Source organism: Streptomyces sp. 6-11-2, assembly GCF_006540305.1.
Classification (GTDB): domain Bacteria; phylum Actinomycetota; class Actinomycetes; order Streptomycetales; family Streptomycetaceae; genus Streptomyces.
This window is the reverse complement of sequence record NZ_BJOR01000001.1, coordinates 3,273,424-3,295,174: the sequence shown is the minus strand read 5'-3', so window position 1 is coordinate 3,295,174 and position 21,751 is coordinate 3,273,424. Positions and strand designations below refer to the sequence as shown.

Below are 21,751 nucleotides of genomic sequence, written 5' to 3'. Positions count from 1 at the left end.
GGACCGGCCCGACGGCCGGTCGGAGCCGGAGGGGATGAGCCGTGGGGCGTGGGCGGGAGAGACGGGGCATAGCCGCGAGGCGGGGTGCGGGTGCGGCTCCGATTGCGGGTTCGGGGGTCGGTTCGGGGGCGGCTCCGCTTGCGGGCGCGGTCGAGCATTCGGGCGTGGGCCTGGACGTGGGGCCGCGGCCGGACCGGGATGCGGTTGCGGGTCTGCACGCGGGGCCGCGTGCGGGTCGGAACGCCGGCTCGGCGGCCGGTTCAGGGCGGGGCCCGCGGCCGCGCGGCGCGAACGCGGGCTCGGAGACCGGTCCGGGTGCCGGGCCGGGAGCGGGCCCGAGTGCCGGGACCGCAGCGGGTCCACGTGCCGGGCGGGAGATGGTGCCGGGGATCGGGACCAAGACCGGTCGGCGGCGGCGGGCCCTGCTCGCCCTCCTCGTCATGGCCGCCGTGGTGGTGCCTCTGTCGGCCGCGGCCCGCCCCCGGATCCCCGCGCCCGCCCCGGCGGTGCTCGCGCCCCTGACCCGGACCACCCTCGACGCGGCCTACGGGGCGAACCGCGCCGACGCGGCCCGCGCCTCCGGCATGGCCGCGGCGCACGGCGACACCCACCGCGCGGCCGTGGACCACGCGCTGGCGTCCCCCTCCCGCCATCTGCTCTCCTTCGACGGCCGCGGTTCCGGCCGCGTGACGGAGGTGTTCGGCGACTTGGCGCACGCCGACCGCACAGCGGTCCTCGTCCCCGGTTCCGACACCTCCCTGGACACCTACGACCGCTTCCGGAAGGGCGCACTCGCCCTCTACCAGGAACTCGGCCGCGAGACCGCGGCCGGTCCGCGCCCAGCGGTCGTCGCCTGGCTCGGCTACGAGACGCCGGGCACGGTGAGCACCTCGGTGCTCACCGCGGGCCGCGCCGAACAGGCGGCCCCGCACCTGCGGGAGCTGATACGCGACCTGCGTGCCGTGGCGGGGCGGGCCCCGCACATCACCCTGGTGTGCCACTCCTACGGCTCGGTGGTGTGCGGGCGCGCCGCGGCAGGCCTGGACGTGAACGACATCGCCCTCATCGGCAGCCCCGGCACCGGCGCGGACTCCGCGTCCGCGCTGAACACCCGGGCCCGGGTCTGGGCGGCCCGCGGCACCGGCGACTGGGTGGCGAACGTGCCGCACGTCCACGCCGACCTCTTCGGCACAACCGTCGGCCTGGGCACCGACCCCATGGACCCCGCCTTCGGCGCCCGCCGGTTCACGGCCGGAAGCGGCGGCCACAGCGCCTACTTCGCGCCCGGCTCCCCGTCACTGACCAACCTGGCCCGGATCGTCCTGGGCGCCACGAACGAGGTGCAAGGTGACTGACCGCCTCACACCGGTACTCACCCGCGTACGAGCCTCCGCCGACCGCCTTCACATCCAGACCCCACCGCACCGGGACCGGGCGGTGGACGCCCTGCGCGCCGTCGCCATCCTCGGCGTGGTCCTGGGGCACTGGCTGGTCACGGCCCTGGTCGCGGACACCCGCACCCAGTCCCACCCCACCCTGCGCACCGCGAGCCCCCTCCACTACCTGCCCGCCCTGGCCCCGATCTCCTGGGTGTTCCAGACCCTCGCCGTGTTCTTCCTCGTCGGCGGGCACGTCGCCACCCGCGGCCACCTTTCGGCCCGCGCCCGCGGGACCAGCTACCCGCGGTGGCTCCGCGCCCGCCTGTCCCGGCTGTTCAGGCCGGTCGCGGCCGTACTGGCCCTCTGGACGGTCACCGCCGCCGCCCTCCTCCTGACCGGTGCGGACCCCGACACGGTCCGCACCCTCGTGAAGCTGGCTCTGTCCCCCTTGTGGTTCCTCCTGGTCTTCGCCCTGCTGACGGCGGCGACCCCCCTGCTCACCCGGCTCAGTCCCCTGTGGCCCCTGGCCGTCGTTTTGCACGTGGACCTCCTTCGCTTCGGCCTCGGCGCCCCCTCCTGGCTCGGCTGGCTGAACCTGCCGGCAGGCTGGCTCGTGCCGTACACCCTGGGCGCGGCGTGGACCCGCGGTGAGCTGGACCGCCGCCGCGCGGGCTGGATCCTGCTGACCTGCGGCGCGACGGCGACCGCGGCCCTCGTCGCCTGGGCGGGCTACCCGGCGTCGATGGTCGGCATCCCGGGGGCCGCGGTCTCCAACCTCAACCCGCCGACCCTGGCGGCCGTCACCTTCGGCCTGGCCCAGTGCGGCCTGGCCCTGCTCCTGCGCGAGCGGCTGCGCCGCGCGATGTGCCGCCCGCTCGCCTGGGCGGCGGTGGCGCTGGTCAACCTCTCCGCGATGACAATCTTCCTCTGGCATCAGACGGCCCTGATGGCGACCACCGCCATGGGCCTGTTCGCCGGCCGCGTCCCGGGTCTGCACACGCCCCCCGACGACCTCGGCTGGGTGGCGGCCCGGCTGGCCTGGCTCCCGGTCTTCGCTCTCGCCCTGACCGTCTGCTGGGCCGCTTTCCGCACCTGTGAGCAGGGCGGTGGCCGGCGCCGTTCCCGGGTGGTCCGGTCCCATCGCCCCGGGGCGGCCCACACGCCAGACCCTAAAGTGGGCGCGTGATGCGATGGCAAAGCCGCGTCAGGCATGGACTGCGGGTGCTGCGCGACGACCTGTGGACCGCGCGGCTGGATCCGCTGCCCCCGTCCGTCTGGCTGCGCTGGCTGCCGCACGGGATCGTATGGCTGGTCGCGTTCGCGGTGCTGCTGGGCGCAGCGGCCCAACTCCAGGGGGACGCGGGACTGGCCTCCGGGTACGCCTTCCTCATCGCGCTCGGACAGGCCGGTGCGGTGGCGCTCGCCCTGTGGCGGCCCGTCCCGGCGTGGTGGCTGTCGACGGCGGCCACGGTGCTGGGGGCGGTGGCGCTGCGCGGCCCGCTGCTCGCCCGCGAGGTGAACGACTTCACCTGGCCCTGGACGGCGTCCGGGATCATCGCCCACCTGTTCGTCCTGCTGCTGCTCGCCCTGCGGGTGCGCACCCGCGTCGCCGCGGAGGCGCTGGCCCTGACCGCGCTGCTCACCTATGTCCTCCAGGGCGCGTGGGGCGCGGCGTACTACCAGCCCACCGGTGTTCTCGCGATGGTGCTGTTCGCGGTGGTGGTGGTGCTGGGCACGGCCCTGCGCGGCCGCCGCGAGGCCCGTGCGGAACTGGTGCAGCAGACCACGCTCACCGCGGAGGAGCGGGCCCGCCGCACGCTTCTGGAGGAGCGCAGCCGCATCGCCCGTGAGCTGCACGACGTGGTCGCCCACCACATGTCGGTGATCTCCATCCAGGCGCAGGTGGCACCGCACCTCACGCGGAACCCCTCGCCGGAACTGAAGGAGAACCTCGACGGCATCCGGCAGAACGCGCTGGAGGCGCTCGCCGAACTGCGCCGGGTGCTCGGCGTGCTGCGTTCGGAGAACCCAGAGGACCCGTACGGCCTCGGTGAACCCGGCACCAGGGCCGCCCCGGACGCCCCGCAGCCCACCCTCGACCGCCTCGGCGCCCTCGTCGAGAACACCCGCGCCGCCGGTCTGACGGTCACCATGGACACCGAGGACCCGCGGCGCGAGCGCCGGCCGTATCCGCCGGCCGTGGAGTTGTCGGCGTACCGCATCGTCCAGGAGGCCCTGAGCAACGCCCTGCGGCACGCCCCGGGGTCGACGGTCCGCGTGGAAGTCACGCACGTTCCCGACGGCCTGTTCCTGGGCGTGGTCAACTCCCGCCCCCGACAGCCCGTCCAGCCCTCCCCGGGCGCCGGGCACGGCCTGCTCGGCATGCGCGAGCGGGCGACCATGCTGGGCGGGCACGTCACGGCGGTCAGGACACTGCACGGCGGCTTCGCGGTCTCGGCCTTCCTCCCCCGTGACGGCATCGCGCCCGTGACCGGGATCGGCCCACCCCGCCTGCCCGTCATCTACACCGACCCGGCCGACACCCTCGTCGTCCACGTCGAACCGCCCGGCGCGCCCGCCGACACCGGCCCCGATCCCGGCCCCGGCTCCGACCCCGACCCCGATCCCGGCCCCGATCCCGATCCCGATCCCGGCTCCGGCTCCGGCTCCGGCGCCGACGCCGGCCCCGGCTCCGACGGCGGCACCGACGCCGCGCCCGCTCCCGGCTCACCGTCCCCGACAGGAGAAGACGCTCCATGACGAGCGGCAGCATCCGCGTACTCATCGCCGACGACCAGCAGATGGTCCGTCAGGGTTTCACCGTGCTGCTCAACACCCAGCCGGACATCGAGGTGGTGGGCCAGGCGGTGGACGGCCTGGACGCCATCGCCAGGGCCGCCGAAGTCTCCCCGGACGTCGTCCTGATGGACATCCGCATGCCCGAGCTCGGCGGCATCGAGGCCACCCGCCGCATCACGACCGCCACCCCGGACATGAAGGTCCTGGTGCTCACCACCTTCGACCTGGACGAGTACGTGTACGAGGCGCTGCGCGCCGGCGCGTCCGGCTTCCTGCTCAAGGACGCGTCTGCGGACCAACTCGCCGAGGCGGTCCGGGTGGTCGCGGCCGGCGACGCGCTGCTGGCACCGGGGATCACGCGCCGGCTGATCGCGGAGTTCTCCCGGCTGAAGGACACACCGCGCGCGCCGCTGAAGTCGCGGATCGGCGTACTGACCGAACGCGAGACGGAAGTGCTCGCCCTGATCGCGCAGGGCCTGTCCAACGCGGAGATCGCCGGGCATCTCGTCGTCGCCGAGCAGACCGTGAAGACCCACGTGGGCCGCATCCTGGTGAAACTGGGCCTCAGGGACCGCACTCAGGCGGCGGTGTTCGCCTACGAGTCGGGACTGGTCCGCCCCTCCGGGTACTGAACGCGGGCAGCAGGGCGATACCCGTAGTACTTGAGACGGACCGCGAAGGACCCTTCTCACAGGGGACGACCGCGACCGCCGCCTGCGCCTACCGTTTTCAGCGTGACCGATACGCAGCAGACGCAGCAGACGACGCCGGACGGCGCCTTCAGCCCGTACAAGCCGCGCAGCCCGGAGTACAAGCTCGCCGCGAAAGCTCTGCACGGGCTGCGGGAGGGGCTGTTCCACGACGCCTTCGCCTACCGTCCGCTGCGGCCCGTGGGTGTCGACGGCCCGCTGTCCCGGCGGCTGCCAGGCCGCCTCCGCCCCTACGCGGCCTGGAGGCCGCACGCCATGGTGGCGGGGGCCGGCCTGCTGGCGCTGTTCGTCGGCTGGGCGAGCGGCTCGGGCAGTGGGGCGGCCCCAGTGGTGGGCCTGCTGTCCCTCGCCCCGGTGCTGCTCACCCTGACCCGCCCGGTCGGAGCGTTCTGGGTCTCCCTGATGGCGGCCATGATCTCGGCGTGGCTCGTCGGCAGCTACACGACCTGGCCGTGGCAGCCCGGCAGCTACATCGCGCACCTGACGGTGCTCACGGTGGTGGCGATACGCACCCGGCCGCGTACGGCGGCGTGGATGTGGGCGGCCACCGCTTTCTACGCAGTGTTCGCCAACGCGCTGTTCGGCTACGTCTACGGCAACAACTCGGCGCCCCTGCTGGTCCTCTCCGCGCTCGCCCTCCTCGCGGTCACCGTCTGGCACATACGCAAGGACGCCGAGGAGGAGGTGACTGCCCAGCAGTCGGTGACCGCGCACGAGCGTTCCCGCCGCACCCTGCTGGAGGAGCGCACCACGATCGCCCGCGAGCTGCACGACGTCGTGGCCCACCACATGTCGGTCGTCGCCATCCAGGCCGAGGCCGCCCCCTACCGGGTGCAGAACCCGCCGCCGGAGCTGGAGAAGGCCTTCGCCACCATCCGGGAGAACGCGGTGGCGGCCCTCACCGAGCTGCGCCGCGTCCTCGGTGTCGTCCGCGCGGAGGACTACGAGGCCCCCGACGCCCCGCAGCCCACCCTCGCCGACCTCGGCACCCTGCTGGCGAACGTGCGGGAGGCCGGTCTGGCGGTGGACAGGACCACGATGGGCGCGGTGCGTGAACTCCCGCAGGGCGTCGAGCTGTCGGCGTACCGGATCGTCCAGGAGGCCCTGAGCAACACCCTGCGGCACGCGCCCGGCGCGAGCGCCCGCGTCGAGATCGGCTACGTCCTCGGCGGGTTGGCCCTTCGTATAGTCAACAGCCCGCCGCCCAATCCGTCCCTGCTCAAGCCCTCGCCCGGATCCGGACACGGCATCACCGGCATGCGGGAGCGGGTGTCGATGCTCGGCGGCGAGATGACGGCGGGCCCGGCCGGCGACGGCGGGTACGAGGTGGCGGTGTTCCTGCCGGTCGTCACGGTGGTCGAGCCGGCGGACGACGACGAGGGCGGCGCATGAGGACGGGCACGATCCGGGTGCTGGTCGCGGACGACCAGATGATGGTGCGCGAGGGCTTCTCGGTCCTGCTGAACGCGATGCCGGACATCGAGGTCGTCGGCGAGGCCGTCAACGGCCGCGACGCGGTGGAGCGGGTACGCGAACTGGCCCCGGACGTCGTATTGATGGACATCCGCATGCCGGAGCTGAACGGCATGGAGGCGACCCGGGAGATCGTCGCCGCGGACGGCACGGCGAAGGTGCTGGTGCTGACCACGTTCGACCTGGACGAGTACGTGTACCAGGCGCTGCGGGCCGGGGCCTCCGGGTTCCTGCTCAAGGACGCCTCGGCGCGGCAGCTCGCCGACGGGGTGCGGGTGGTCGCGGCGGGCGAGGCGCTGCTCGCCCCCTCGGTCACCAGACGGCTGATCACGGAGTTCTCCAAGCTGACCGAGCCCCCGCGGCTGGCGGCCACCGCGCAGGCGGCGTACGGGGAGCTGACCGAGCGGGAGACGGAGGTGCTGGTGCTGATCGCGCAGGGCCTGTCGAACGTGGAGATCGCCGAGCGGCTGGTGGTCGCCGAGTCGACCGTCAAGACCCATGTGAGCCGCATCCTGGTCAAGCTGGGCCTGCGGGACCGCACCCAGGCGGCGGTGTTCGCCTACGAGGCGCGGCTGGTCACGCCGGGGTGAGCCGCCCCGGGCGGTCCCCGGGCCGAGCCGCGCGAGGTCGGCGACACCCCTGGTCGGATCAGGGGTGGCCGGGCTAACGTCCGGGCATGTCCGCTCTTTCTGGTCCTTCCGGCCTCGCCTTCGACCCGTGGGACCCGGCGTTCCTCGCCGACCCCTACCCGGCCTACGCCGAGCTGCGCGCGCGGGGCCGCGTGCTCCACTACGAGCCGACCGACCAGTGGCTGGTGCCGCACCACGCGGACGTCTCGGCGCTGCTGCGGGACCGGCGGCTGGGCCGGACGTACCAGCACCGCTTCACGCACGAGGAGTTCGGCCGTACGCCGCCCCAGCCGGAGCACGAGCCGTTCCACGTCCTCAACGACCACGGGATGCTCGACCTGGAGCCGCCGGACCACACCCGGATCCGGCGCCTGGTGTCGAAGGCGTTCACGCCGCGCACGGTGGAGCGGCTCAAGCCGTACGTGCACGACCTGGCGAACGAGTTGGTCGCCGAGCTGGTGGCGGAGGGCGGCGGCGATCTGCTGCGGGACGTGGCCGAACCACTGCCGGTCGCCGTGATCGCCGAGATGCTGGGCATCCCCGAGGCGGACCGGGCGCAGCTGCGGCCCTGGTCGGCGGACATCTGCGGGATGTACGAGCTGAACCCGTCCGAGGAGACGGCGGCGAAGGCGGTACGGGCGTCGGTCGAGTTCTCCGACTGTCTGCGGGAGCTGATCGCCGAGCGCCGCAAGGAGCCGGGCGAGGACCTGATCTCGGGGCTGATCGCGGCGCACGACGAGGGCGACCGGCTGACCGAGCAGGAGATGATCTCCACGGCGGTGCTGCTCCTCAACGCCGGTCACGAGGCCACGGTGAACGCCACGGTCAACGGCTGGTGGGCGCTGTTCCGCAACCCGGAGCAGCTGGCGGCCCTGCACGCGGACCACTCCCTGATCCCGTCCGCGATCGAGGAGCTGATGCGCTACGACACCCCGCTCCAGCTCTTCGAGCGCTGGGTGCTGGACGGGATCGAGATAGCGGGCACCACGATCCCGAGGGGCGCGGAGGTCGCCATGCTCTTCGGCTCGGCCAACCACGACCCGGCGGTGTTCACCGACCCCGGGCGCCTGGACCTCACCCGCCGGGACAACCCCCACATCTCCTTCAGCGCCGGCATCCACTACTGCATCGGCGCCCCCCTGGCCCGCATCGAACTGGCCGCCTCCATGACGGCCCTGCTGGAGCGGGCCCCGACCCTCAAGCTCGCGGCGGAGCCGAACCGGAAGCCGAACTTCGTGATCCGCGGGCTGGACGGGCTGAGCGTGGCGGTGGGCTGACACCGGCGCCCGGTTCACCTGTTCAGCCGGACTGAGCCGGTCAGCCGCCCATGTCGCGGTGGCGCAGGCCCGCCAGTCCTCCGGTCACCAGGAGCGCGGCGAGGGCGAGCAGGGTGGCGACCGGGCCCCATTCCATTCGTCCGCCCGGCAGCTTCGGCAGGTGGCCGAAGGGGGAGAGGTCCAGCACGAGCTGGGGGACGTTCAGCGCGGGGCCGATCCAGCCGATCAGCAGGACCGCTCCGGCCACGCCCCACGCGGCCACGGCCCCCCGCGGCAGGACGCCGTGGAGCAGGACGGTGATGCCGCCGATCACCCACACCCCGGCCACCTGCACGAGGCACGCGCCGAGCACCGGCCCGACCTGCTTGCCGTGGCCGACCGCGATGCCCAGCCCGGCCAGGAGCATGATCAGGGCGGACCCGCCGAAGGCGATCAGCAGGTGCCCGGCGGCCCAGCGCAGCCGGCCCACCGCGCCCGCCAGCACCGGCTCGGCGCGGCCGGACGTCTCCTCGCCGTTCAGACGCAGCACGGACGCCACGACGTAGAGCGCGGCGACCAGGCCGAGCATCCCGGCCATCGCGGCGAGGAAGGCGTCCGTCAGACCGGACTGCCCGCCCATCCGCTGGAAGATCTCCCGCGCCTTGGCGTTGTCGCCGACGAGCTGGGCCGCGCCGTCCGCCATCCCGCCGTAGACGACTCCGGCGACGAAGAAGCCGATGCTCCAGCCCAGCACGCTGCCGCGTTGCAGCCGCCAGGCCAGCGCGCCCGCCGTGGCGAGGCGGCCCCGGGCCGGTCCCGGCCTGGTGGGCAGGAAGCTCATGCCGAGGTCCCGGCGTCCGGCGAGTTCGTAGGCGATGCCCGCCTGGAGGGCGGTCGCCGCCGCGCACAGCAGCAGCACCCACCAGCGTTCGGCGGCGAAGGCGCGCAGGTCCTCCAGCCAGCCCAGCGGGGACAGCCAGGTGAGCACCGACGAGCCGTCGTCCGTCCCCGAGTCGCCCGCGGCCCGCAGCACGAAGGCGGCGCCCAGGACGGCGGAGGTCAGGCCCCGGGCCAGCCGGGCGCTCTCCGTGAGCTGGGCGACGATCGCCGCCATCGTGGCGAAGACCATGCCCACGCCCGCCACCCCGAGCCCGAAGGCCAGGGCACCGGTGGCGCCCTGCCCGGCCAGGCCGGCCGTGATCAGCAGGGCCAGGGCCGCGTTCGCGACCGCCGCGGCCAGCAGTGCCGCCGTCAGCGGTGCCCGGCGGCCCACCATCCCGGACGACACCAGTTCCTGCCGTCCGCTCTCCTCCTCGTCCCGGGTGTGCCGGACGACGACGAGCAGGCTCATGACGGCGGCGAGGACACCCGCGTAGACCCCCACCCGCCAGGCCGTCAGCGCGCCCAGCGAGTCGCCGAACACCGGGCCGACCATGGCGCGCAGGGAGGCGTTCGTCGCCATCTGGCGCACCAGGTCGGCGCGCTCGGCCGGGGTGGCGTACAGACCCTTGAGCGTGTTCGGCATGGACAGGACCATCAGCGCGTTCACCGCGACCCACACCGGGATCATCACGCGGTCGCGGCGCAGGGCGAACCGCAGCAGGGTGCCGGTGCCGGCCAGGTTGCGGGAGCGGCCGGCGGGTGCGGCGGCGGGCGTGGAGACGGCGGCGGTCATCGCGCCACCTCCGCGGCTTCCGCGTCGGTCCCGGAGCCGGCCTCGGCCTCGTCCTGGTAGTGCCGCAGGAACAGCTCCTCCAGCGTCGGCGGGGTGGAGGTCAGCGACCGCACGCCCGACTCGCTCAGCGAGCGCAGCACCGCGTTCAGCTTGTCGGTGTCCACCTGGAGGCGGACCCGGTGCCCCTGGACGTCGAGGTCGTGCACGCCGGGCAGCCCGGCGAGCCCGTTGGGCGGGCCGGCGAGTTCGGCGGTGACGCTGGTGCGGGTGAGGTGGCGCAGGTCGGCCAGGGAGCCGCTCTCCACCGTGCGGCCCTTGCGGATGATGCTCACCCGGTCGCACAGCTCCTCGACCTCGCTGAGGATGTGGGAGGAGAGCAGGACGGTGCGGCCCCGGTCGCGCTCCTCCTCCACGCACCGCTGGAAGACCTCCTCCATCAGCGGGTCCAGGCCCGAGGTGGGCTCGTCCAGGATCAGCAGGTCGACGTCGGAGGCGAAGGCGGCGACCAGGGCGACCTTCTGCCGGTTGCCCTTGGAGTACGTCCGCCCCTTCTTGGTCGGGTCCAGCTCGAACCGTTCGATCAGCTCGTCCCGGCGCCGCCGGTCGAGACCGCCCGCCCGTCGTCCACCACCACCCTGCCTGACGCGCTTCTCGCGGCCCCCTTGACGCAGCCTGCCGTACAGGTCGATGACCTCTCCTCCGGAGAGGTTGCGCCACAGGGTCACGTCGCCGGGCACGTAGGCGATCCGGCGGTGCACCTTGACCGCGTCCGCCCAGGGGTCGCGGCCCAGCACCCGGGTGGCGCCCGCGTCGGCGCGCAGCAGGCCGAGCAGGACCCGGATGGTGGTGGACTTGCCGGCGCCGTTGGGGCCGAGGAAGCCGTGCACCTCGCCGGCGGCGACATTCAGGTCGAGGCCGTCCAGCGCCCGCGTGCCGCCGAACGACTTGTGCAGGCCGGATACCTCGATGGCGGGGTTTGCCTTGGTCATGCTTTGGAACGTACGCTAACTTCACAAAGTTGTGAAGTTAAGGAAGCGTATAAAAGCGAGGTTAGACTCGACGGTGGTTGTCCGAACAGGGGAGAGCAGGGGAGAGGGTCCGGAATGACGGAGCGGGAAGCGGCGGTGGAGCGGGATCCCGAGGTGGTGTCGCAGTTCGTGGAGCACTTCGCGGCCCAGCTCGTCGAGGCGGGCGTGCCGCGCATGCCGGCCCGGGTCTTCGCCGCGCTGCTCGCCTCCGACGCCGGCGCCCTGACCTCCGCCGAGCTCGGCGGTCAGCTGAAGATCAGCCCCGCGGCCGTCTCCGGCGCGGTGCGCTACCTCGCCCAGGTGCACCTGGTCTCCCGCGAGCGGGAGCCCGGTTCGCGGCGGGAGCGCTACCGGGTTCACAGTGACCAGTGGTACGAGGCGCTCACCAGCCGTGACGCGATCATCAAGCGGTGGGAGGACGCCCTGCGGGAAGGTGTGGCCAGCCTGGGGGCCGAGACCCCGGCGGGACGCCGGCTGGCCGACACGCTGGCCTTCTTCGAGTTCATCGAGCAGGACGTCGCCGGAATGCTGGAGCGCTGGCGCCGCCACCGGGAGGAGAACGCCCGCGGGTGACGCGGCCTGCCGCATTCCCGGATCCGGCTCACCCCGTCACCGGTGGCGTCACCCCGTCACCGGCAGCGTCAGGCCCCAGGCCCCCTCCACGACCCGCCATGTCCGTGTTCGCACCGGCCCCGACACCACCGTGTCCGCCCGGTAGCGGAAGCCGGCTCCCGAGACGGTCACCGTGCGCCCCCGGGCCAGCAGCGGCGACGCCTCCGCGCCCACCGACAGCCGCCGCACCTCCACCTCGGCCTTCCCCGTGCCGCCGCCCGGCGTGACCGAGACCGCCTCCACCGGCTGCTCCAGGTCCACGACCGTCTCCCCGTCGACCTCCACCCGCAGCCGGGAGGGGCCGCCCGGCCCGGCGACCGCCGTGGCCCTCGGCGGGCGGGTCACCAGCGTCCGTACGAGGGACTGGCAGGTCCGCAGCCACGGATGTCCGGCTGCGGACGAGACCGCCACAGGTCCCGCCGGATCCTCCTGACGCGGGGAGACCGGCGGGATGCGCAGCGTGCCCAGCACCACTCCGTCGCTGTCGTCGACGAGCAGGTCCAGCCGTCGCTCGGCGCCCTCCAGCACGGCCCGTGCCGCAGCCACCGGTCCCGTCGGCACCCCCAGCGAACGGGCCAGCGACAGGGCACCCCCGACCGGCACCACCGACAGTGCGCATCCGGCCAGCTCCCGCTGCCGGTGCAGCGCCGACACCGCCCGCAGCAGTGCCCGGTCGTCGCCGATCACCACGGGCCGCCGTGAGCCGCGCCGTGCCAGCGCACGGGTGAACTCCTCCGGCCCGTCCGGCAGGCACACCTTGGCGGATGCACCCGCGCTGAGCACGTCTTTCGCGATTCGTACGGACTCCCCGTCCGTCCTCCGGGCGACCGGGTCGATGACCACCAGCAGCTGATCGGACGTCGGATAAGTCGCCACCTCGGTCCTGCCTCGCTTCCTCGGGTAGCATCTTTGTGCAAGAGCCCCTTTGCGCTATTGCGCCGGGGGCTTCGTCTATTCCGGGGCATCCGGTCCGACGGTTGAGCGGCCGACGACGGTCGCGGTGCACGCGGCGGTGAACCCTCCGCGTACGCCCCTGACCCTGGACATGCCCCGCCCGGAAGGGGTGTACGCGCGTGCCCGCACTTGTGCTGCTCGGTGCTCAGTGGGGTGACGAGGGCAAGGGGAAGGCCACCGACCTGCTCGGTGGCTCCGTGGACTATGTAGTGCGATATCAAGGCGGCAACAACGCCGGCCACACGGTCGTCGTCGGTGACCAGAAGTATGCACTGCACCTCCTTCCTTCCGGAATCCTCTCGCCCGGTTGCACGCCGGTCATCGGCAACGGTGTGGTCGTCGACCCGTCGGTCCTGCTCTCCGAGCTGAGCGGTCTGAACGAGCGCGGCGTCGACACGTCCAAGTTGCTGATCAGCGGCAACGCCCACGTCATCACGCCGTACAACGTCACCGTCGACAAGGTGACGGAACGCTTCCTCGGCAAGCGGAAGATCGGCACCACCGGCCGGGGCATCGGCCCCACCTACGCGGACAAGATCAACCGCGTCGGCATCCGGGTGCAGGACCTGTACGACGAGTCGATCCTCACCCAGAAGGTGGAGGCGGCCCTCGACGCCAAGAACCAGATCCTCACCAAGCTGTACAACCGGCGCGCGATCGCCGTGGACCAGGTGGTCGAGGAGCTGCTGGGCTACGCCGACCAGATCAAGCCGTACGTCGCCGACACGGTCCTGATCCTGAACCAGGCGCTGGACGAGAACAAGGTGGTCCTCTTCGAGGGCGGCCAGGGCACGCTGCTGGACATCGACCACGGCACGTACCCCTTCGTCACCTCCTCCAACCCGACCGCGGGCGGTGCCTGCACGGGCGCCGGCGTCGGCCCGACGAAGATCAGCCGCGTCATCGGCATCCTCAAGGCCTACACCACCCGCGTCGGCTCCGGTCCCTTCCCGACCGAGCTGTTCGACGAGGACGGCGAGGCGCTGCGCCGGATCGGCGGCGAGCGGGGCGTGACGACCGGCCGCGACCGCCGCTGCGGCTGGTTCGACGCGGTGATCGCCCGCTATGCCACCCGGGTCAACGGCCTGACCGACTTCTTCCTCACCAAGCTCGACGTCCTCACCGGCTGGGAGCAGATCCCGGTCTGCGTCGCCTACGAGATCGACGGGGAGCGCGTCGAGGAACTCCCGTACTCCCAGACCGACTTCCACCATGCGAAGCCCGTCTACGAGTACCTCCCCGGCTGGCAGGAGGACATCACGAAGGCCAAGACCTTCGCCGACCTCCCGAAGAACGCCCAGGCCTACGTCAAGGCCCTGGAGGACATGTCCGGCGCCCCGATCTCCGCGATCGGCGTGGGCCCGGGCCGCGACGAGACGATCGAGATCAACTCGTTCCTCTGACGCGTCGCCCTTCCGGGAGATGTGCCAGGGCGGCCGGTGCGGTGAACCGCACCGGCCGCCCCGCACGACCACCAGTTGGGCGTCGGCTGGTCGAGGTGATTCACTGCTGCTCCATGGCGATATGGCAGCGCAAGCACAAGACCGGCAAAATCGCACACCTCCAGCACGACGTCCCCCCGTGTCCCTGTTGCGGTGGGCTTGTGGATGTCTCGGATCCTCGTTTCGATCTCTCGCTGCCGCAGCCCGTTGCGGCCCTGGGCGAAGTCGAGTACGAGCAGCACGTCAAGCTGGTCAACGATGCGATTGTCGTGACCGACCACCTCGGTGCGTTCGCCCGTGCGCTGCTGCCCATCGGCCTCGACGACGGCAGGACGGCAACCGTGGGCGTGTGGGTCTCGGTCGAGCGGGAAGTCTTCGATCACATCGTCAGGGTCGGAAGGGGAGAACTCGACTTCGACGAGATGCAGTTCGACGGGCGGCTTGCCAATGAGCTCGACCCGTGGGGTGAGGAGATCCTGGGCAGGCCGGTCTCCGCCGGCGTCCGGGTCCCCACGCACGGGCGCCGCTGTATGCCGTACATCAAGTCAAGCCCCGACGCCTTCCTGACGCGTGTACTGAGTCAGCGCTGGGCTGCAGGAGACGTCATGACCGGTGCGATGGCCTGGGCACTCGACTACGACCCTCAGGCCCCTCGCGTCCCTCATCGCCACTGAGCTGTTTCGATTTTCTGGTCCACGATGGCGCGCCCAGCGCTGGGGCGGCTACGGCCCATCATCACGGAGAGAGGCCGGGCCGTCGATGTGTTCGTGGCCCCGTGAAACAGAACGGGCAGGGCCCCGCCTTCTCGGCGTGACTCCTGCCCGCTCATGGAGCGCTCAGCCGTCGGCTAGTCGAGGTTCTCCGGCAGCAGGTCTCTCGCCACCTGGAGGAGCCGCTGCACCCGTGCCGGAGCGGTCTCCACCTCCTCCAGGAGCCAGTAGGCGAAGCGTGCGCTGCCCTTGTCCCGGCCCGAGAGCACTTCCTCGTACAGGGACCAGATCCCGCTCCGCACCACGTCCTTGCACGCTTCGGCGAGATGGTCGTCGTCCAGGACGACGAAGCCCCACAGCAGATCCAGGAACCGATGCCGGGCCTCGACAGAGAGACTGTGCCCGGCCAGCCCCGCCATCAGAACGCGGGCGACCGGCACGACGGTCTCCGTCCCCCAGGTCTCCTGGAAGACATGGCCTTCGATGCCCCGTGGCTCGGTCTCCTCCCGTGTGTGTCCACCGGCCATCCGCAGCAGATCTTCCGGGACGTGCTCCGCGGACTTGCATCGGCGGCACGGAAGGCGGGCCCAGTCGTACAGGCTCAGTTCCATCTCCATGGTGCCCATTGCTGTCCCCCTCAGAAGTGCTGCTTCTCCCAGATGCCGCCGGGTTCCGGCACGGCGCCCAATTCAAACTGGAACGGAGACGGGTAGTCCAACTGACATTCCCAGCACACGGGCTTCACGACAGCGACGAGGCTCTTGTCGGGTTTGGACTCCACGGTGTAGGCGATGGTGAATCGTACCTTTGTGGGGTCACCGCCCAGGGCACGTACGACGTTGCCCTCGGCGCAGTAGCTGGGACCGGGTTTACAGCCGCCCGACTGGGCCAGGGCTATGTCGCCCGTCTCGATGTTGTAGCCGCCCGCATAGGTCTTGAGCCTCTTCTTCCTCGAATAGTTCTTGAGGGCGAAATCGGCGACCTGGGAAGACGCCTCCTGCATCCGGTCGGCATGCGTCCAGCCGGCGGGGGCCTTCTGGATCTCCAGTGCGGGCATGCTCTTGCCGCCGATGCCGCGCGTACTGACATCCGGAACGAAGGTGATCTTCGGTGCCGCTCTCGGCCGCTCCGCCTTCTTCACGGCCCCGGAGAACAGCTTGCTGAGCACACCCCGTGCGATCTTCGCGACGGTGCCGGGTTTCGAAGCCGCCCTGGCCCCCGCGCCGGCCCCGCCGGCCCCCGGAATGAAGGGCGTGACGAACTTCCCGACCCAGTACCCGACCTTGTACCAGGAGCCGCTTTGATCCGGTCCCCGGACGGTCTTGTAGACGCTGACGAGACCCTTGCCCGCGCGGTCGTTCTTGATCTTCTGGGCGCTGCCTTGGGTCCAGCCCATCGTGTCGGTGAACGAGTAGAAGCCTTCGGCCAGGTCGTAGTAGCCGTCGACGACACCGTTCTTGAAGCCGGACGCGGCCTGCTTGCCCTTCTTGATGACGTTGTCCAGCCACTTCCACTGGCCGGTGCTGTCGCTGAAGGTGACGGGCGAGTTCTCGGCGTAGGCGTAGCCGTTGAGCTGCTGCGGATCCGTGAGATCCATGACCGGGTCCACGCTGAGGAAGCGGCCCGTCGTGGGGTCGTACTCACGGGCGCCCAGGTGTGTCAGCCCGGTGCCGGAGGTGTCGTCGGTTCCGCCGACGAACCCTCTGGTGCCGGCCCAGGAGCCGGGTGCGGCTCCCCGGATGCCTCCGAAGGGCAGGGTGCGGCGCTGGGTCAGTCCCTGGGTGGCGGCGTCGACCGCGAGCTGGCCGGTGCCCTGGTGGTCGGCGAGGACGAAGGTGATGGTCCCGTCGTCGGACTTGACCGCCTGGTGGCCGCCGCCGAGGGAGGTGTAGCGGGTGGCCTTGCCCTTGGCGGCGCCCTGGGCCAGGGTGACCTCGGTGTCGCCGAGATAGAGCGTGGTCGTCGAGCCGGTGCGCCCGATCAGACGGTTGCCGTCGGCGTCGTAGAGGTACTCGGTGACCTTCTCGGTGCCGTCCGCCGCGGGCTCGACGACCTTGGCCAGATGGCCTTCGGCGTCCCAGTCCAGCTTCTGCGCGCCGCGGGTCGTGGTGTTGCCGATGGCGTCGTAGCCGTAGGACTCCTCGGCACTGGTGCCGTCGGGGTGTTGCGTGGTGACCGACGTCAGCGCGTGCGGCTGGGCGCTGCCCGGCGCCGGGTAGCCGTAGGTCCGCCGGGTGTCCTTGCCGCTGGCTCCCGAGGGGTCGTGCAAGGTCTCGGCGAGGCGGTTGCCGGTCTTGTCATAGGCGTACGACTGCCAGTACGGGGCAGGGCCGCCCAGCACACCGCCGGACGGGGCGGCGGCACAGGTCTTGTCGCCCTGGGTCCATGCCTCCGTCAGGCGCTGGAGGTAGTCGTGGCTGAAGCACTGGGTGTCCGTGCCGGATCGGGAGGTGTCCGAGACGGACAGGACGTTGCCCGCCTGGTCGTAGCGGTACGTGTGGTACCGGTCGACTCCGGCCACGTCCTGCCGGTCCACCCGTGAGGTCGCCAGACGCTGGGTGCCCCACTCGTAGGTGTTGGTGACCTGGACCCGCTTGGCGCCGGCGGCCGTGCCGTACATCGTGTACTGGAGCGGCTTGCCGGTCTTGGAGTAGCCGGTCTCCGCCTTGAAGCCGTCGCCCAGCAGGGAGATGGGCCGCAGCGTCTCCGGCTCGTACGTGAGCGAGTGGCTGCCGCCCGGGAGCGAGCCGGCCGCGGAGTAGCTCACACCGCCGATCAACCCGGAGGGCAGGTAGGAGGTGCCGGTCTGGTAGGTGCCCTGCAGACCGCCCTCCTGCCCGGGGATGACCACGGAGGTCCTGACCGGCCTGTAGAGGCGGTCGTACTGGGTGACCTTGGTGGTGTACGCGGCTCCGCCGACGTAGCGCGTGGCCTCGGCGAGGAGGCCCTTGGCGCCGCTGACGGTGTCGTACGTCCACTTCGAGCGGAGCGTGCCCGTGCCGGAGCCCTCGCGGAGCTCGGTCTGGCGGTCGAGGCCGTCGTAGACGTGGGCGAGGACGGTGCCGCGGGCGTCCTTCGTGGTGGTGAGCAGGCCGCGGTCGTCGTAGGTGCGGATGGTCGTACCCCGGTCGGGGTCGTCCACGCTGGTCTCGCGGCCGAGCTGGTCGTAGCCGTAGCGCCAGGTGTTGCCCGCAGGGTCGGTGACCTTCTCCAGCTCTCCCTTGGGCGTGTACGTGTACCTGGTGGTGTCGAAGGCGGCGTCGGCGCTGCGGGCGTGGTGCTGGCGCAGCTCCGTCACGAGGCCGCGGACGTCGGCGATCACGGTGGTGGCGGTCCCGCCCTCCGGCGGGATCACGGTGGTGCGGTCACCGCCGTAGATCTTCCTGGTGATGCCGAGGACGGCGCCGCCGTCACCGTTGCCGGCGATGTCCCGGATCTCCGTCTCGCGGCCGAGCCCGTCATGGGTGAGCCGGGTCTGGGTCTCCACGCTGAGCGCGTCGTCAGGGCCGAACAAGGCGCGGTTCGGGGCTGCTTCGTCGTTGTAGTAGGGCGCGAACGTCTTCGCCGTCAGGCCGCGCTCGTCGTAGAAGACGTCGGTGAGGACACGGCCGCCGTCCGGACCTGGTTCCTGCGTCTGCCGTTCGCGCAGGAATCCGTCGTAGATCACGTAGGAGGCGCGCTGGCCTCCGTTGTTGTCGAGGGTCTGGGTGCGGATCGCGGCCGGCTTGTTCTCGTCGATGAAGTACGTGAACTCATAGCTCGGGGTCTGGCTGGTGCGCCGGTCGGCGAGCCAGATCCGGCTGGACCGGCCGAGGGCGTCGTAGGTGAACTCCGAACGGTTGCCGTTGGGATCGACCTGGGCGGACGGCCGGCCGCGCAGCGCCTCGAACTCGGTCACCGTGGACTGGGCCGTCGAGGCGACGCCCGCGGTGGCGGGCGGGGTCGTCTCGGTGACCTTGGTCGGGAATCCGGTGGCGGGGCTGTAGGCGGTGGTCGTCGTACGGCCGTCCTTGCGGGCCGTGCGGACGGGCTTGCCCGTGCCGGTCACCGTGACGTCGGCGGTCAGCTCCGTGGTGGTCAGCTGCCGGCCGTCGGAGTCGAACGTGGCGTTGGACTCCAGGTAGGTGGCCTTGGTGCCGTCGTGACTCTTGAGCGTCGCGGACGCGGTGGCGTCGCCCTTGGTGGCGGCGTCGCCGTACTCACCGCCGTCGTAGGCCGTACGGACGTCGGACACGACGTCCTTGGCGCGGTCCGGGGTACGGGCGCAGGCGCCGATGACGGTCTCCTGCCGCGCGACGAGCGTGAGGATGCCGCCGGGGGCGTAGGTGGTGCGGGTGCAGCGGTCGTCGGCCGCTGTTGTCGTGTCGCCGAGGTCGTCGACCTGGGTGACACGACCGGCCACGGAGTCGTGGGTCGACTCGGACGCCGTGGTGGCCCAGGAGTTGCCGGCGCCGTCGTCCAGGGAGGTCCAGGACGCGGTCCGGGCGGTCCCGGTGAGGTTGGCGGTGACGGTGCCCCAGTCGCGGACCTTCCGGGCCGTCTCGTGGTGCCAGGGCCGGCTGACGGTCTTCGACAGGACCTTTCCTCCGACGCCCGAGTAGGTGACGGTCCTGTAGGCGAAGCCGGCCGCCGACTCGTGGTCGGTGATCGGGTCGCCCTCGCCGCTGCCGAGAGGGACGGACACCTTCTTCGTGCCGCCGGAGGTGCTCTCGCGGTCGCCGTCCATGCCGCGCAGGAAGTAGCTGTCCTGCTGGGTCTTCATGGCCGAGGCACCGCCCTGGCCGCCGGACGTGACCCGGACCTGGCCGTAGCCGCGCCACTGCGACCACGTCTTGTGCTTCTGCTTGGTCAGCCCGTCGTCATCGTCGTGGTGCCAGGCCGCGCCGCCCAGGTACTCGTACTGCGTCACGCCGTCCGGAGCGCCGCCGGTGCGGTCGGTCGTGGTCGTGGAGGTGACGACGTACTTGTTGAACCACTGCCGCTCCGGATCGTCTTGCGAGTCGCCGCCGATGAACTGCGGGAAGCAGCGTGTGGTGTTCTTCTCCGGGGTCGGCAGTGCGTCCCAGGAGCAGGCGGGCGCCGAGTAGTTGACGTCGACCTGGCCGCCGTACTCGTCCGCGACGGTGGACAGCCGCGCCTTGATGAACGGCGCGTAGCCGTCGCCGGTCCTGTCGAGCCGGTTGGCCAGTTGGGTGTAGGCGAAGGTGGTCTTCGGCAGGGTGACTGCAGGGGTCGCGGTGTGACCGGTGTGCTGGATGGAGTCCAGCAGCAGTTGGTAGTCGGTGTCCGCCATGCCCCAGCGGTGGCCCATCGTCCAGGAGTCGACCTTGGTGTGGGTGTCGCCCTTGAGCACCTCGGTGGTGATGCCGGTCAGCCGCTTGCGGGTGAAGAAGACGGGGGAGAGGCGGCCCTTGTCACAGTCCTTGCCACTGTCGCAGTTGAGGTCCCAGGGCGTGTCGTACCAGTAGAAGGCGTCCTTGCCGATGTCCGAGCAGTCGGTCCTGGTGTCCGGCAGGCAGCGCTCCGAGGTCGTGAAGCCGACCTTGGCGAGCGGCTTGGTGCCGTACACGGAGCCGGACTTCAGACCGTACTCGATGCGGTCCAGAGAACCACCGCGCACATAGGGGGTGTTGTTCTTGGCGACGAGGTTGCGGCCGTAGGAGTTCTTCTCCTGTTTGTAGTAGTAGGCGACCGCGTTGCCGTGCGGGTCCTCGACGTAGTCGAGGTTCCAGCGCCAGGCCTGCTGGCACCAGGAGTCCGCGAAGGCCGTCTTGTGGCAGGGCTCGCCGGAGTCGTTGCCGAAGACCGGGACCGTCCAGGTGGAGTTGGTGGTCTCCTTGCCGTCCGTCCAACCGGGCAGCCTGTTGTAGCCGAAGTAGTAGCGCACGCCGTCGGGATCGGTCAGGCGCCAGTACTCCCCGTCGTTGTCGCCGTTGCCCCGGTCGGTCGAGCGCAGGCGCTCGATTCGGCTGCCGTCGTCCTGCTTGAATCTGAACTTGTCGTCACCGTCGGGAACAAGCTCGCCGCCCTTGCCGTTGAAGGCGATGAACGCGTTGTCGTAGCCCCAGCACAGGTCGCCGGGCTTGTTGCCGTCGGCGTTCTTGACGCCGTCGTCGTAGCACGGCTTGTAACGGCGCTCGATGAAGCCGGACCACAGGTCGAAGCCGTCGCCCACCCAGGACGCCTGGTTGTTGGTGTTGCTGGTGCGCCCGTCGATGGAGCCGGAGGAGTACGACAGGCCGAGGTCCGGGGTCAGGCCGCCGGGGACGTCGGGCACCGGGATGTCGTACGACCATGTGAAGTCGCCGGTGTTGAGGTTGGTGTCCCAGGTCGCGGACGGGGACAGTGGGGTGGCGGTGTAGTCGCCCTTGCCGGCGGTCTCCGCGGCGACGGCCGCGAGGACCGTCGGGCCGGACTGGCGCAGAGCCAGGTCGGGTGCGGTCAAGGTGTGCCGCTCGGTGTCGTTGACCGTCTCGACGGGCGTCGCTGTACGGCACTCCGCCTTGTCGGGCTTGTCCAGGGCGCACGCGGGCAGCTCGACCAGGGTGAGCCGGGAACCGTAGTTGCCGCCGAAGGCTTCGGTGAAGGAGGAGTAGTCGAGGGAGGCGTCGACCGTACCGGGTCGGTTGCCTTGGCTCGTCCTGGCTTCAAGGGTTAAGACCACGCCGTTCACACCGGCGCGCTCGGCGGCGGCGTGGCCCAGGACGCGGGCGTCGACGTCGCTTTGGGCGTTACTCCGTGTGGACCGTGCAGACTGTTTCACCGTGGCGGCCCGGGTCACGGTGATGACCGCCTCGCCCTCCTTGGGCCAGGCCGCCCGCGGCTTGCCCTTGGGCGTCCGCGGTCCCTTCGCGACGGTACGTGGTTCACCGGTGCGGATGTCGGCGCCCTTGACCGGCTTCTCGGCCGACGGAAGACCGGGCAGGTCACGTCCGGCGGTCGGAACCGCTGATGCGGCGGCGGTCTGCAGCACCGTGCCCACCATGACGGCGGACAGCGTCAGTGCCACCCTTCGTCGCACTGCCCTGCGCAGTCGAGATCTGGTTTTTCCAGACATATGCGGTTGAATTCCTCGTGGATGTCC

Annotated in this window: 15 protein-coding genes; 10 read left to right on the top strand and 5 right to left on the bottom strand. The window is 71.4% G+C overall.

Features of this window, described 5'->3' with window-relative positions; translation table 11 throughout:
- Positions 1 to 377 precede the first annotated feature (377 nt).
- From TNCT6_RS14140 to TNCT6_RS14110, 7 genes are all read left to right on the top strand, one after another.
- Entirely contained in the window at positions 378 to 1,355 is a 978-nt protein-coding gene (locus TNCT6_RS14140) for an alpha/beta hydrolase (protein ID WP_141359710.1), read from the top strand.
- Positions 1,348 to 2,565 (top strand): acyltransferase, encoded by a 1,218-nt coding sequence (locus TNCT6_RS14135; protein WP_141359709.1) that lies wholly within the window; start codon positions 1,348 to 1,350, stop codon positions 2,563 to 2,565. Before TNCT6_RS14140 ends, TNCT6_RS14135 begins: the two co-directional genes overlap by 8 nt.
- Positions 2,565 to 4,139 carry a sensor histidine kinase gene (locus tag TNCT6_RS14130; RefSeq protein WP_141366408.1) on the top strand — a complete coding sequence of 525 codons (1,575 nt, stop codon included), beginning with the start codon at positions 2,565 to 2,567 and terminating at the stop codon, positions 4,137 to 4,139. The genes TNCT6_RS14135 and TNCT6_RS14130 overlap by 1 nt, the downstream gene beginning before the upstream one ends.
- Entirely contained in the window at positions 4,136 to 4,810 is a 675-nt protein-coding gene (locus tag TNCT6_RS14125) for a response regulator transcription factor (protein ID WP_141359708.1), read from the top strand. The genes TNCT6_RS14130 and TNCT6_RS14125 overlap by 4 nt, the downstream gene beginning before the upstream one ends.
- A gap of 102 nt (positions 4,811 to 4,912) precedes the next feature.
- Positions 4,913 to 6,280, top strand: coding sequence for a sensor histidine kinase (locus TNCT6_RS14120; protein ID WP_141359707.1), 1,368 nt, complete (start codon positions 4,913 to 4,915; stop codon positions 6,278 to 6,280).
- Positions 6,277 to 6,951: a response regulator transcription factor gene (locus TNCT6_RS14115; protein WP_141359706.1), complete on the top strand. Its 675-nt coding sequence runs from the start codon at positions 6,277 to 6,279 to the stop codon at positions 6,949 to 6,951. The genes TNCT6_RS14120 and TNCT6_RS14115 overlap by 4 nt, the downstream gene beginning before the upstream one ends.
- A gap of 86 nt (positions 6,952 to 7,037) precedes the next feature.
- Positions 7,038 to 8,267, top strand: coding sequence for a cytochrome P450 (locus TNCT6_RS14110; RefSeq protein WP_141359705.1), 1,230 nt, complete (start codon positions 7,038 to 7,040; stop codon positions 8,265 to 8,267).
- Positions 8,268 to 8,307: 40 nt separating this feature from the next.
- Here TNCT6_RS14110 and TNCT6_RS14105 read toward each other — a convergent pair whose 3' ends face one another.
- Together TNCT6_RS14105 and TNCT6_RS14100 are read right to left on the bottom strand one after the other, a co-directional pair.
- Complete coding sequence (locus tag TNCT6_RS14105) at positions 8,308 to 9,921, bottom strand: ABC transporter permease (protein ID WP_141359704.1); 1,614 nt, start codon at positions 9,919 to 9,921, stop codon at positions 8,308 to 8,310.
- Positions 9,918 to 10,910, bottom strand: a complete 993-nt coding sequence (locus TNCT6_RS14100) for an ABC transporter ATP-binding protein (protein ID WP_141359703.1) — start codon at positions 10,908 to 10,910, stop codon at positions 9,918 to 9,920. Before TNCT6_RS14100 ends, TNCT6_RS14105 begins: the two co-directional genes overlap by 4 nt.
- Before the next feature lie 114 nt (positions 10,911 to 11,024).
- On the opposite strand from TNCT6_RS14100, the gene TNCT6_RS14095 reads away from it, so the two are divergent.
- On the top strand, positions 11,025 to 11,522 hold the full coding sequence (locus TNCT6_RS14095; protein ID WP_141359702.1) for a GbsR/MarR family transcriptional regulator: 498 nt from the start codon (positions 11,025 to 11,027) through the stop codon (positions 11,520 to 11,522).
- A 48-nt stretch (positions 11,523 to 11,570) separates the two neighbouring features.
- Here the strand turns inward: TNCT6_RS14095 and TNCT6_RS14090 are convergent, their stop codons facing one another.
- Positions 11,571 to 12,437 (bottom strand): diacylglycerol kinase family protein, encoded by an 867-nt coding sequence (locus tag TNCT6_RS14090; RefSeq protein ID WP_141359701.1) that lies wholly within the window; start codon positions 12,435 to 12,437, stop codon positions 11,571 to 11,573.
- Positions 12,438 to 12,634: 197 nt separating this feature from the next.
- On the opposite strand from TNCT6_RS14090, the gene TNCT6_RS14085 reads away from it, so the two are divergent.
- Together TNCT6_RS14085 and TNCT6_RS14080 are read left to right on the top strand one after the other, a co-directional pair.
- Positions 12,635 to 13,918 (top strand): adenylosuccinate synthase, encoded by a 1,284-nt coding sequence (locus tag TNCT6_RS14085; RefSeq protein WP_141359700.1) that lies wholly within the window; start codon positions 12,635 to 12,637, stop codon positions 13,916 to 13,918.
- A gap of 113 nt (positions 13,919 to 14,031) precedes the next feature.
- The gene (locus TNCT6_RS14080; RefSeq protein ID WP_141359699.1) at positions 14,032 to 14,631 is read left to right on the top strand and encodes a DUF2199 domain-containing protein; all 600 of its coding nucleotides are present in this window, start codon (positions 14,032 to 14,034) and stop codon (positions 14,629 to 14,631) included.
- Positions 14,632 to 14,804: 173 nt separating this feature from the next.
- Here the strand turns inward: TNCT6_RS14080 and TNCT6_RS14075 are convergent, their stop codons facing one another.
- Together TNCT6_RS14075 and TNCT6_RS14070 are read right to left on the bottom strand one after the other, a co-directional pair.
- A complete protein-coding gene (locus tag TNCT6_RS14075; RefSeq protein WP_141359698.1) occupies positions 14,805 to 15,293 on the bottom strand; it encodes a hypothetical protein in 489 nt (162 codons plus the stop codon).
- An 11-nt stretch (positions 15,294 to 15,304) separates the two neighbouring features.
- Positions 15,305 to 21,652: an RHS repeat-associated core domain-containing protein gene (locus TNCT6_RS14070; protein WP_141366406.1), complete on the bottom strand. Its 6,348-nt coding sequence runs from the start codon at positions 21,650 to 21,652 to the stop codon at positions 15,305 to 15,307.
- Positions 21,653 to 21,751 lie beyond the last annotated feature (99 nt).